Origin of the sequence: Paraburkholderia translucens (genome assembly GCF_020881035.1) — a bacterium.
GTDB classification, from domain to species: Bacteria; Pseudomonadota; Gammaproteobacteria; order Burkholderiales; family Burkholderiaceae; genus Paraburkholderia; species Paraburkholderia translucens.
Genome location: NZ_JAJITC010000007.1, coordinates 1 through 12,445, shown reverse-complemented (window position 1 = coordinate 12,445; position 12,445 = coordinate 1). Strand labels below are relative to the sequence as shown.

General features: G+C 65.1%; 10 protein-coding genes and 1 pseudogene. 5 read left to right on the top strand and 6 right to left on the bottom strand.

Features of this window, described 5'->3' with window-relative positions; genetic code table 11:
• Nucleotides 1–27 precede the first annotated feature (27 nt).
• The 3 genes from LJ655_RS14445 to LJ655_RS14435 all read left to right on the top strand — a co-directional run bounded on the left by LJ655_RS14445 (nt 28) and on the right by LJ655_RS14435 (nt 4,249).
• A complete protein-coding gene (locus LJ655_RS14445) occupies nt 28–879 on the top strand; it encodes a carbohydrate ABC transporter permease (protein WP_230561933.1) in 852 nt (283 codons plus the stop codon).
• 60 nt (nt 880–939) lie between these two features.
• Entirely contained in the window at nt 940–2,904 is a 1,965-nt protein-coding gene (locus LJ655_RS14440) for a beta-galactosidase (protein WP_230561932.1), read from the top strand.
• Between the two features lie 154 nt (nt 2,905–3,058).
• Entirely contained in the window at nt 3,059–4,249 is a 1,191-nt protein-coding gene (locus tag LJ655_RS14435; protein ID WP_230561931.1) for a glycoside hydrolase family 53 protein, read from the top strand.
• A gap of 37 nt (nt 4,250–4,286) precedes the next feature.
• On the opposite strand, the gene LJ655_RS14430 is transcribed toward LJ655_RS14435, so the two are convergent.
• Together LJ655_RS14430 and LJ655_RS14425 are read right to left on the bottom strand one after the other, a co-directional pair.
• The gene (locus LJ655_RS14430; RefSeq protein WP_230561930.1) at nt 4,287–4,619 is read right to left on the bottom strand and encodes a hypothetical protein; all 333 of its coding nucleotides are present in this window, start codon (nt 4,617–4,619) and stop codon (nt 4,287–4,289) included.
• Nucleotides 4,620–4,784: 165 nt separating this feature from the next.
• Complete coding sequence (locus LJ655_RS14425) at nt 4,785–5,237, bottom strand: Lrp/AsnC family transcriptional regulator (protein ID WP_230561929.1); 453 nt, start codon at nt 5,235–5,237, stop codon at nt 4,785–4,787.
• Between the two features lie 107 nt (nt 5,238–5,344).
• Here LJ655_RS14425 and LJ655_RS14420 point away from each other — a divergent pair, with 107 nt between their 5' ends.
• A complete protein-coding gene (locus tag LJ655_RS14420) occupies nt 5,345–5,977 on the top strand; it encodes a LysE family translocator (protein ID WP_230562233.1) in 633 nt (210 codons plus the stop codon).
• Between the two features lie 120 nt (nt 5,978–6,097).
• Here the strand turns inward: LJ655_RS14420 and LJ655_RS14415 are convergent, their stop codons facing one another.
• The 4 genes from LJ655_RS14415 to prpR form a co-directional block, all read right to left on the bottom strand.
• A complete protein-coding gene (locus LJ655_RS14415) occupies nt 6,098–7,456 on the bottom strand; it encodes an MFS transporter (RefSeq protein ID WP_230561928.1) in 1,359 nt (452 codons plus the stop codon).
• A 366-nt stretch (nt 7,457–7,822) separates the two neighbouring features.
• On the bottom strand, nt 7,823–8,809 hold the full coding sequence (locus LJ655_RS14410) for a M14 family metallopeptidase (protein WP_230561927.1): 987 nt from the start codon (nt 8,807–8,809) through the stop codon (nt 7,823–7,825).
• Between the two features lie 121 nt (nt 8,810–8,930).
• Nucleotides 8,931–10,013 carry a tartrate dehydrogenase gene (locus tag LJ655_RS14405; protein WP_230561926.1) on the bottom strand — a complete coding sequence of 361 codons (1,083 nt, stop codon included), beginning with the start codon at nt 10,011–10,013 and terminating at the stop codon, nt 8,931–8,933.
• A 75-nt stretch (nt 10,014–10,088) separates the two neighbouring features.
• Nucleotides 10,089–12,047, bottom strand: coding sequence for a propionate catabolism operon regulatory protein PrpR (prpR, locus tag LJ655_RS14400; RefSeq protein WP_230561925.1), 1,959 nt, complete (start codon nt 12,045–12,047; stop codon nt 10,089–10,091).
• Nucleotides 12,048–12,283: 236 nt separating this feature from the next.
• On the opposite strand from prpR, the pseudogene LJ655_RS14395 reads away from it, so the two are divergent.
• Nucleotides 12,284–12,445 (top strand): annotated as a pseudogene (locus LJ655_RS14395) (2-methylcitrate synthase); the annotation flags it as partial.

Sequence of the window (12,445 nt, the reverse complement as noted above, 5' to 3'; positions counted from 1 at the left end):
CCCTCTGAACGTCAGGAGTACCCGGTCATGTATCCGCTTCCCGTCGAACGCTGGAAACCGCTGAATCGCGGTCTTTACAAGGCATCGCTGCCGCTTGCGCTGTTTATCTGGCTGCTGCCGATGCTCGCCGTGCTGCTGACGTCGATCCGCTCGTCGGATGAACTCTCGCAGGGCGACTACTGGACATGGCCGAAACACTTTGCGCTACTGGAAAACTATGGCGCCGCGCTCACGCAAACGCCGATGCTCCATTACTTCGCCAACAGCGTGCTGATCACGGTGCCGTCGGTGATCGGCGCGATCGTGCTCGCGTCGATGGCGGGCTTCGCATTGGCGACGTATCGCTTTCGAGGCAACACGGCGGTGCTGTTCGCGTTCGTTGCCGGCAATTTCGTGCCGATCCAGATCCTGATGATTCCGGTGCGCGACATGGCGCTGAAGTTCGGCCTGTTCAACACCGTGTGGGCGCTGGTGATCTTTCATGTGTCGTTCCAGACCGGCTTTTGCACCTTGTTTTTGCGCAACTTCATCAAGCAGTTGCCGTTCGAGATGATCGAGGCCGCGCGCGTCGAAGGGGCGAGCGAGTGGGCGATCTATCTGCGCATCGTGCTGCCGCTGATCCGCCCCGCGCTCGCCGCGCTCGCGATCCTCGTGTTCACGTTCGTGTGGAACGACTACTTCTGGGCGCTGTGCCTCACGCAAGGCGACGACGCGGCGCCGATCACGGTCGGCGTGGCCGCGCTGAAGGGGCAATGGACGACCGCGTGGAACCTGGTCGCGGCCGGCTCGGTGCTGGCCGCTTTGCCTTCGGTGCTGATGTTCTTCGCCATGCAACGGCATTTCGTCGCCGGACTGACCTTCGGGGCAAGCAAGGGATAAACGGCGCCTGAAACACGATTGAAACGACGGCTCGACGTCAACTCACCACGAGACTTTCACATGCAACTCGGTGTCTGCTACTACCCGGAACAATGGCCACGCGCGATGTGGGCCGATGACGCGCAACGTATGGTCGAACTCGGCATCACGCATGTGCGGATCGCCGAATTCGCGTGGAGCCGCATGGAGCCGCGCGCCGGTGAATTCGACTGGCAATGGCTCGACGAGGCCGTCGAAACGCTCGCCAAAGCGGGCCTGAAACTCGTGCTCGGCACGCCGAGCGCGTCGCCGCCGAAGTGGCTCGTCGACGCGTATCCGGACGTGTTGCCGGTGCGCGCGGACGGCACGCGCTGGAATTTCGGCTCGCGCCGTCACTACGATGTTTCGAGCGACACCTACCGGTGCGAATGCGTGCGCATCGTCACCGCGATGGCGAAGCGCTACGGGCGGCATCCGTCGATCGTCGCATGGCAGACCGATAACGAACTCGGCTGCCACGATACGGTGCCGAGCTATTCGGCTGCGGCGTTGCGGCGTTTTCATGCGTGGCTGGAGCGCCGCTACGAAACGATCGGGGCGTTGAACGACGCGTGGGGCAACGTGTTCTGGAGCATGGAGTATCCGTCGTTCGAGGCGATTGGCTTGCCGACGCTGACGCCCACCGACGCGAACCCGATCCATCTGCTCGACTTCCGCCGCTTCATGTCCGACGAGGTGGCGAGCTTTCATCGCGAGCAGATCGACGTGTTGCGCGAGCATGCGCCGAACGCGGATCTGCTGCACAACTTCATGGGCTTCTTCACGACCTTCGATCATTATCGCTTCGCCGCTGACAACGCGATCGACGTCGCCGCATGGGACAGCTATCCGATCGCGCGCACCGAATCGATCGCCTTGCCGGAGGAGCAGAAGGCGCGTTTCGCTCGTACCGGGCATCCGGACGTGTCCGCGTTCGATCACGATCGTTATCGTGGCGTTGGCGGCGGCCGCTTCTGGGTGATGGAGCAGCAGGCCGGCCCGGTGAACTGGGCGCCGTGGAATCCGGCGCCCGCACCGGGCATGGTGCGTCTATGGGCGTACGAGGCGTTCGCGCACGGCGCGGAGCTGGTGTCGTATTTCCGGTGGCGCCAGTGTCCGTATGCGCAGGAGCAGATGCATTCCGGGCTCAACCTGCCGAACAACGAATTGTCGCCGGGCGGTCTCGAAGTGCAACGGGCCGCGCGTGAAATTGCCGGCAGTACGGTGCTGTCGACACTCGCCGCGCCCGCGCGAGCGGCCACCGCGCTCGTCTTCGACTATGAGACCCAGTGGATGTTCGAAATCCAGCGTCACGGCAAGGGCTTCGATTATCAGGCGCTCGCGTTCGATTACTACGAGTCGCTGCGCGAACTCGGACTCGATGTCGATATCGTGTCGAGCCGTGCCGATCTTGCCGCGTACCCGCTAGTCGTCGTGCCGAGTCTGGCGGTGATCGACGGCGCGTTCGTCGAACAGATCGAGCGCTCGCGTGCGCAATGGGTGTTCGGCCCGCGCAGCGGCTCGAAAACCGGCGCGTTCGCGATTCCGGACAATCTGCCGCCCGGCGCGTTGCAGCGCGTGCTGCCTATCCAGGTACTCGAAGTCGAAACGCTGCGGCCGACGCTGGCGCCCGCGCTGTCGATCGACGGCGCGCGGGGCCACGCGCTGCACTGGCGCGAGCATGTGCGCGCCAATGGCGAGACACGTACTGCCGCGCGCTTCGACGACGCGTGGCCCGCGCTGCTGACGCACGGCAACGTGCGCTACGTCGCCGGCTGGCTCTCGCATGAACTGCATCGCACGGTGTTGCGGCAGGCGGCGCACGATGCGGGCCTCGAGACGCAGGCGCTAGCCGACGGGTTGCGGCTGCGTCGCCGCGGCGGCCTGACCTTCGCATTCAATTTCGGTGCGCAACCGGTACAGGCGCCGGCGCCGCGCAATGCGACGTTCGTGCTGGGCGAGCCGCGCCTGAATACCGGCGATGTTTGCGCGTGGAAAGACGCGTGACGCCGTGCGGTCCATAAGTCGACAGACCTTGGGGCAGGGGCGGTAAAAGCAGTCTGAAACGCGAAGTTCGAAACTCGAAGTGTGCAACACCGACGCATCAAAGCGGACCAGGCGGCCCGCGAGGAGCCGCCATTCAATCGATGGAGGATGACGGATGAACCGAAGAGAAATGCTGGGATGGCTCGCGGGCGCCGCCGCAGCGGCCGGTGTCGGCGCGACCCTTGGCGCGCCCGCTGTTGCGGCGGAGCGCGGCGGCCAAGTAGCAGATGCCGCGCAGCAGCCCGCCGCCGCGCACGCAAACCGCTTTGCGATGGGCGCGGACGTCTCGACCTTGCTCGAACTCGAAGCGAACGGCGCGAAGTACTACGAGCACGGCGAGGCGCACGACTGCCTGCACATTCTGAAGCGTCACGGCGTCGATTCGATCCGTATCAAGGTGTGGAACGATCCTGGCAATCCCGACTTCTTTCCGGCCAATCAGAGCCCCGCGGCCGGCTGGAACAATGCGGAGCACGTACGCATCCTCGCGCGCCGCGCGGCTGCGCTCGGCCTGCGCGTGCTGATCGACTTCCATTACAGCGACTGGTGGGCCGATCCGGGCAAGCAGTACCCGCCGCACGATTGGGCCGGCAAGGATATCGCCGAGACCTGCGCACTTCTGTCGGCGTATACGTCGAACGTCTTGCGGATGCTCGAGCGCGACGGCGTGCATCCCGAGTGGGTGCAGATCGGCAACGAGATCACCGGCGGCATGCTGTGGCCGCTCGGCAAGTACGATCAGCTCGATAACCTCGCCGCGCTGCTGAAGGCCGGGCGCGACGCGGTCAAATCCGTGGACCAACGCATCAAGGTGATGCTGCATATCGACAGCGGCGGCAACAACGCGACGAGCCGCTGGTGGTTCGACGCCATGACGCAGCGCGGCGTCACGTTCGACGTGATCGGACTGTCGTACTACCCGCAGTGGCAGGGCTCGTTCAGCGACCTGCAGGGCAACGTGAACGATCTCGCGACGCGCTACGACAAGGACGTGATCGTCGTCGAAACCGCGTATCCGTGGACCACGAGTGATGGCGATTCCGAACCGGACTCGATGACCAGCGTCGGCACCTCGCCTTACCCGCAGACGCCCGCCGGCCAGGCGCAATTCCTTGGCGCGGTGACCGACATCGTGAAGGCGATCCCCGACGGGCACGGTAAGGGCGTGTTCTGGTGGGAGCCCGAGTGGATTCCGACGCCGAATGTCGGCTGGAAAGTCGGCGCGGGTGATCAGTGGGACAACAACACGCTGTTCGATTTCCACGGCAATGCGTTGTCGTCACTGGATGCGTTTCGCCAGCGTTAACGCGCGCCGCTGAACGCGGGCAGGGCAATCGCAGGCATCACTGCGCAGGCGATGCCTGCCCCTTGTGCCGGTTCACGCAGTCCGACGTGATCGCCATGCTTGCCTGATCGGGCGTCATGTGCGGCGCGTCGGGGCTGTAGATCTTTTCGATGATCGCGTCGACGGCCGAGCGATCGGAAGGGTCCTGGTAGTAGCGAGCGGCCTGCTCGAGCGCCTGGGCTTTGGTCTTCTTGTGCGCGCGCCACGACGCGACCTGGCTGGCGATATCGCCGAGAGCAAAACATTGATCGCTGACGGTCTGCGCGACGGCCTGAGCGGCCGGCTGCACGATGCACAGTGCGACGAGCGCGGATACGACTACGCGTTTCATTACCGGAATCCTGAGATGAGACGGCGGCGGCGCGGCCGCGGCGGTCGTCGCCGTGCCGGGCTGCGCGCACGTGAATAGCTGCGTAGTGTATCGGGAAGTGGTGCGCGATGCTTTTGACTACGCTGGATCACAATGCCGCAGGCGCATGGAAGTCGCGCCGATGCGTCACAACGGCAGCGGCCTGTCTTCGAAAATGCTCTTCATCACCAACGTTGACGACAGCCGCAGCACGCACGGCAGGGTCAACAGATAGCGGTCGTAAAGGAGCTGGAACGCCTTGAGGTCGCGCGTGACCACGTGCAGCATGTAGTCGGGATCGCCAAACAGGCGCTCCGCCCGCGTGATCTCAGGGATGTCCGCGAGCGCGCGTTCGAAGGACTGGATGTTCTTGCTGCTGCCTTCCCGTAACGTTGCGAAGACGATCGCCGAGAAGTTCAGGCCGATCGTGGCCGGATCGATGATCGCTCGATAGCCGCTGATGACCCCAGCTTTTTCCAAAGCTCTGAGGCGCCGCTGGCACGGCGAGAGGCTCAGGCCAATGCGTTCACTGAGTTCGGTGACGGTGAGTCTGCCATCTTGCTGCAATTCAGCAAGAATCTTGCGATCGATATTGTCCATTTGAAAAATTCTAGCGCGGGCCGCTCGGCTGCGGCAAGAAAGAGGGAGCATCTTCGAGCGCCAAAACCGTAACATTCCTTCCATTCGAATCATGCCTTCGGCGAGGAATCCGGGCTGTGGAAGTGAGTTTGTTGACGGCATTCTGGCTTGTATCGTTTTCATTGGTCATGGTGCCCGGCGCGGACTGGGCATACGCGATCTCGGCTGGATTGCGCGACCGGGCGATCGCGCCCGCCATTACGGGAATGTTGTTCGGCTATCTCGCGATCACCGTGGTGGTGGCGGCGGGCGTCGGCGCGCTAGTCGCCAGGGTACCGGCGGTGATGACCGTCCTGACTTTCGTCGGCGCGGGCTATCTGCTGTGGGTCGGCGGCAATATTCTTGCGCGCCCCGCAGTGCCGGCGGTAGCGGCCGAGCGCGCGCCCGACGCGGCGTTGGACTGGTCCGTCCGGGGCTTCGCGGTGAGCGGTCTCAATCCCAAGGCGCTGCTGCTGTTTCTCGCGTTGCTGCCGCAATTCACGCGTGCCACCGATGCATGGCCGATTCCGGTGCAGATCGGCGCGTTGGGCCTGCTGCACATGATCAATTGCGCGGTGGTGTATTCGATGGTCGGTCTCGGATCGAAGGTGGTGCTGCGCACGCGTCCGAGCGTCGCGCGCAGGGTCAGCCAGGTGTCAGGCGCGGCGATGGTTCTGATTGCCGTGCTTCTGTGTGTCGAGCAGCTTCTAGCGTTGCGCTGAGCGCGGGACTCCACGCGCCCGGCCAAAGAAAAAGCCGCTCTGCGAATCGCAGGGCGGCTTCTGAATCACTACCTGGTCGAATTGTTATTGGTCTATTAGCGGGCACGCCTCATCGCGCACTCAATGCCCGAACGACTCCGCCTTCGAGGCACCCGCTTCAATCTTCTGCGGCCGTGCCGCCTGCTTGATCAGCAGCGCGACGCACGACAGTACACCGGCGATCGCGATGGTCGCGAAGATGCCGCCGAACGAGAAGTGACGGCGCGTCAATTCGGCCACGAGGAACGAGCCCGCGATGCCGCCGAAGCGGCCCACGCCGAGCATCCACGCGACGCCCGTGCCGCGGCCTACGGTCGGATAGAACGCGGCGGCGAGCGCCGGCATCGACGATTGTGCGGTGTTCATCAGCACACCGGCGATGAACACGATCAGCACGAGCGCGCCGACGTTGCCGGCCGCCTGACCGATGAAATACACGCTGACCGCGGTCAGTGCATAGCAGACGGCGATGACGCGGTTCGCGTTGAAACGGTCCATCAGCACGCCGGCCAGCACCGCGCCGACACCGCCGAGCGGGAACAGCGCGGAGATCAGCGTCGCGCGTTGCGGCGTGAGGCCGGCGTCCTTCAGCAGGATCGGCATCCAGTTGATCGACGCGTAGAAGATCACGAGGCCCATGAAGTACGCGAGCCACAGCATCACCGAGCCGATGATGTACGAACGCGACAGCACGACGCCGAGACCCTTGCCGCCGGTTTGCGGCGCGGTTTCGGTCATCGTGAAGCCACCGGCCTGCACCGCATCGCCGGAAATGCGCGCGAGCGCCGCGCGAATCCGATCTGCCGGCTTGTTATTCGCGACCATGTAGCGGACCGACTCCGGCATCGTGGCGACCAACAGCAGCAACAGCAGCAGCGGGGTGACGCCGCCGAGTACCAGCACGCTGCGCCAGCCGAGGTGCGGAATCATCCACGCGGCGAGGAAACCGCCGAACGCGGCGCCAAGCGGAAAGCCGCAGAACATCAGGTTGATCACGGTGGCGCGGCGGTTGTCCGGGCAGTACTCGCCCATCATCGTCACCGCGTTCGGCATCGCGGCGCCGAGGCCGACGCCGGTGATGAAGCGCAGCACGGTCAGTTGGTCGATGCCGGTCGCGAACGCCGACGCGAGGCAGGCGACGCCGAACAGCAGCACCGAGCCGATCAGCATCGAGCGACGCCCGAGACGGTCGGACAGCGGACCCGAGCCGAGCGCGCCGCAGGCGAGGCCGAACAGCGCGGCGCTGAGCACCGGCGCGAGCGCGGGCTTGTCGATACCCCATTCGGTGATCAGCGAAGGCGCGATGAAGCCGATCGCAGCAGTGTCAAAACCGTCCAGCAGGACGATGATGAAGCACATGAAAAAGATCAGCCACTGGAACGGCGAAAACGGATGCTCGTTGATGAAGGTTTGAACGTTCACAGCGGGGCTGCGGTTCATGTTGGTCTCCTGACGGCGAAAGGCCCGCTACGACGAGCCATTCTTCTTAAAACTGTACGCCGCCTGGCAGCGGCGCACGACGCCTGCGCCCAAGCCAGATGGCCGTGCTAAGGCAGTGAATCAGATGCGGACGGATCGGCTTGACTGAGCCGCGCCGGGCGAGGGAATGTGTTCGCATATAGAACGGTGATTCTTCACGCGAACGCGCGCCACTGTAAGCAATGAAATGAATCGGGTCAACGGGGGAATACCCCAGATGCGCGAAAGCGGGCGCGGGCCCGCTTTGGCACAGGATGGCGGCGCGCTGAACGCGAGCTCCGCGCGCCAGGTCATGCGCCGAAACAAACGGCCAACGGCTTCGTGCCGTCAGCCCGTCACCGCCGGATTGGTCACTGTCCGCTCGATGCGCCCCAGCCGCACGACGGTCACACCGGGACGCAACTGCCGCAGCGAAGGCATCACGAGAATGCAGTTGTCGTAGGGCGTGCGCACCGGCTCGCCGTTCGACCAGCCGATCACCGTGCCCGCCTCGGCGAAAACCTCGAGGCCGGTGTATGCCGCGGCGAAGCTGAAGTCCATGCTGGTGGCGACGACCGGCTGCGTCACGCGCACGATCTGCTGCGCGGGCGGCAACGGCGCGAGCCACCCCGGCGGCAGATCCGTTGCGTCGATCACGCCGGACAGCAGCAGGAAGCGCGCGGTCGTATCGCGCGCGACCGCCACCGCGCCGCGCTCCCAATGCTGACCGCATTCGATCAGGAGCGCGTTCTTCGGGCTCGCGGCCTCGCCAAAACCTTCGTAGTCGCGCATACGGCGGCCTTCGGGATGGCCTTCGTCGCAGATCACCGTGGCGGGCGTGCCGAGCCGTAGCGCGAGGTCGATGCCTTTTTGCAGCGGTCCCGCGACGATCAGCGGCTTGCAGCGCTCATGCATCGAATGCAGGTCGAGCAACGAGTCGACCGTGTCGACCACGGGGCGCATTGCCCGCGCGCGCTGCAGTTCGCTCGATGTGCGCGACGTGTCGTCGAGCATTGCGGCAGTCCACACGCGGTTGAAGTCCTGATCGACGAAGCGCGCGGCATCGGGATTGGCCGGATCGAAGCGCTGGTACGCCGCGACATTCGCGAACGACAGCGTGAGGCGCCCGCGGCGCGGCCGCAGTGCGCGGCGCAGAAGTTCATCGACGACGATCGCGCCGCACACTTCGTTGCCGTGCGTGAGCGCGTTGATCATCACGTGCGGGCCGGGCACGCCGGAATCGAACGTGTGGACGTATGCAATACCCGACGACGATTGCTCGTGCTGCGCGAGATCGGGGAATTCGACTTCGATCGGATAGGCTTCCCTGCTCATGGCGGTGTCCCTCGTGAACGGCCTGGACAAAAGTTTTCGTCTTCAGCGTGTGCGGTCGCGCATCGCCCAATACCGGTTGCCGAGAAAGCCGACCATCGCGTAGACGGGAATGCTGTTCATGTCACGCGAGCTTGGCCGCAATGGCCTTGCCGACCTCGCTCGTGCTCGCGTGACCGCCGAGATCGGCGGTATGCGGACCATCGATCAGCGTCGCCTCGATCGCCTTCAGGATCGCGTCGTGAGCTTCGCGTTCCTTGCCGCTCGAATGGCCGAGGAAGTCGAGCATCATCGCGGCCGACCAGATCATCGCGATCGGATTCGCGATGTGCTTGCCCGCGATGTCGGGTGCCGAGCCGTGCACCGGCTCGAACAGCGACGGAAACTTGCGGTCCGGATTCAGGTTGCCCGAAGGCGCGAGGCCGATCGTGCCCGTGCACGCCGGCCCCAGATCGGAGAGGATATCGCCGAACAGATTGGTCGCGACGACCACGTCGAAACGGTCGGGGTTCAGCACGAAACGCGCGCACAGGATGTCGATGTGCTGCTTGTTCCATGTGACGTCGGGATACTGCGCGGCGATACCGGCCGCGCATTTGTCCCACCAGGGCATGCTGATCGCGATGCCGTTGCTTTTCGTCGCGACGGTGATTTTCTTGCGCGCGCGGCGCTGCGCCAGATCGAACGCGAACTTCAGCACACGCTCGCTACCGTGCCGCGTGAATACCGACTCCTGCAGCACGAATTCGCGCTCGGTGCCTTCGAACATCACGCCGCCCACCGACGAGTACTCGCCCTCGGTGTTTTCGCGCACGATCCAGAAATCGATGTCGCCGGCCTTGCGTCCCGCGAGCGGCGACGGCACGCCCGCGAAAAGCCGCGCGGGCCGCAGATTCACGTACTGGTCGAACTCGCGGCGAAACTTGAGCAGCGACCCCCACAGCGAGATGTGATCGGGTACGGTGTCAGGCCAGCCGACCGCGCCGAACAGGATCGCGTCGGCCGATTGCAGTTGCGCTTTCCAGTCGTCCGGCATCATCTTGCCGTGCTTCGCGTAGTAATCGCAGCTCGCCCACTCGATGTGCTGATACTCGAGTTCGATGCCGAAGCGTTCGGTCGCGACCTCGAGTACGCGCAGCGCTTCGGGCATCACCTCGACGCCGATGCCGTCGCCGGGGATGACGGCAATCCGGTATTTGTTCGACATGCTGGGCTTCTCCTTGGGCAATGGGTTGGGGACGCGGTGGCGGTTATTCTATTCGTGGCGTTCCGGTTCGTGGTCTTAACGCCCCGCATTCAGCTTGCGCCACAACGTCGTCTTGCTGATGCCCAACGCGGCGCACGCCGCATCGCGATCGCCTTCGTGAGCCGCGAGCACCGCGCGAATTTCATCGGCTTCGACATGACGGCTGCGCTCGCGCAGCGTCAGCGGGGCCGGTCTCGCGCGCGCGATCGGCTCGACGATTTCCGGCGCGATCGCGCGCAGCAGGTCGCGCGTGACGAGCGCCGCGCTCGCATCCGTGTCCGCATCGCTATCCGCGAGTTCAACCACGATCCGCTCGATCACGTTCTGCAACTCGCGCACATTGCCCGGCCACGCATAGCGCCGCAATGCCGCGCCCAGCCCTTCGAGCATGTGCGCGGCGGTGCGTGCGTCGGGCACGCGCGCCGCCAGCCTCGGCTCGCGCGCGGCCGCCTGGCGCAACAGCTCGGCGGCGAGCGACAGCAGGTCGTTCGGCCGCTCGCGCAGCGGCGGCAGGGCGATGCTGAGAATATTGAGCCGGTAGTACAGATCGGCGCGGAAACTGCCGGCCGCGACGCTGTCGGTCAGCGCGCGATGCGTCGCCGCGACGACGCGGATGTCGACGCGCGTCGGCTCGGTCGAACCGAGCCGCACCACCTCGCGCTCCTGCAATACGCGCAGCAGGCGGCTCTGTAACGGCAAGGGCATCTCGCCGATCTCATCGAGAAACAGCGTGCCGCGATGCGCGACCTCGATCAGCCCTGCCTTGCCGCCCTTGCGCGCACCGGTGAACGCGCCCTCTTCGTAGCCGAACAGCTCGCTTTCGAGCAGCGCCTCGGGGAACGCGCCGCAATTGATCGCGACGAACGCGAAGTCGCGCCGCGCGCTCAGCTGATGCATGCTCTGCGCGACCATCTCCTTGCCGGTGCCGCTCTCGCCGAGAATCAGCACGGTCGCATCCGATCTCGCATAACGCGCGACGAGCGCGCGCACCCGTTCGATCGACTCCGAGGCGCCGACGATATCGTCGAGCCGGTAGCGTGCGGTGAACTGCTGCACGCGTTGACGCGCGCGCAGCGTGCGATCGAGCCGCTCGACCGCGCGCGATTCCTGAAACGTCAGCACGGTGCCCGGCGCCGCGCCGCCACTCGCGAGCGGCCCGCGATGCACGACATAGCTCGCGCCGCGCATCGTGCAGAAACTGTCGCCGTCCGCATCGGGCAGACTGCCCGCGAGGTCCGGCGCGAGATCGTGCAGCGTGCGGCCGACCGCCTTCGCCGCATCGATGCCGAGCACGCTCGCGAGACGCTGGTTCATCACTTCGACGCGGCCTAGTGCGTCGAGCGCGACCACGCCGTCGCGCAGATGCTGCAGCAGCGTGTCGAGCCGCTGACGCCGCACGGTTTCGCGGCGCGTCGCCTGGGCGACTTCGAGCGCGGTGTCGAAGCCGGCGCGCACCGACGCGCGCGAGTAGAGAAACACCGCGCCCATGCCCGCGCTGGCGGCGAGATCGGTGACCATCCCCGGGCCGACCACGACGTCGATGCCGCGATCGCTGAGATCGAGCACGACGCTCTCGGCGTCCTGCGCCGACTGATACGACGCGAACGTGACGTCGAGCGCGTAAGCGGCGGTGAAGCGGCGCAGTTCGTCGGGCGTGTCGCCGTGCGTGACGAGCGCGACGCGCGCGCCGTCGCGACGCGCGCGCGCGAGCGCATGCATGACGTCGTAGCCGGTCGGGCTGATCCGGACGACCGGCACCGACACGCGCGTTTTCAGATACGCGCCGTTCGATCCGCCCGCGAGCACGACGTCGGGCCGCCCGGCGCCCGCGCCTTCGATCTCGCGGACCGCGTCTTCGAAGGCGTGCGACACGATGCGAATGTCCGCGCGTTGCGCATACTCGCCGGCGATGTCGAAGAACAGATCGCGCAGGCGGCTGATACTGAGCGCCCAGACGCGCGGACGCTGCGGCGGTTCGTACAAAGGTGTGCTCAAGGTCGGCGGCTCGTGGCGGGGCGGGTTGGAATCTCCATTATGCAGGTATTCGTTGCCAATTTGAAATTCCCGGTTTCATTAATGAAATCAAGGGTGGGCTGCGTTGCCGAATCGTTTTGCGAGATGTGCGTCGAATCAGGCACTTAGCCGGACGCGCAGCGCTTGGCCCGTTCTTTGCGTACAAGGTCGCCCAGTCGAAGCAGAGACCCAAATTTCCACTCTTTTCTGGAGACAAAATGAGCGAAGCAGATAACAGCACGCCGAACACAGGCGCGTTCAAGCCGAAAAAATCCGTCGCGCTGTCGGGCGTGACCGCGGGCAACACGGCCCTGTGCACGGTCGGCAAGACCGGCAACGATCTGCACTATCGCGGCTACGACATTCTCGACATCGCCAGC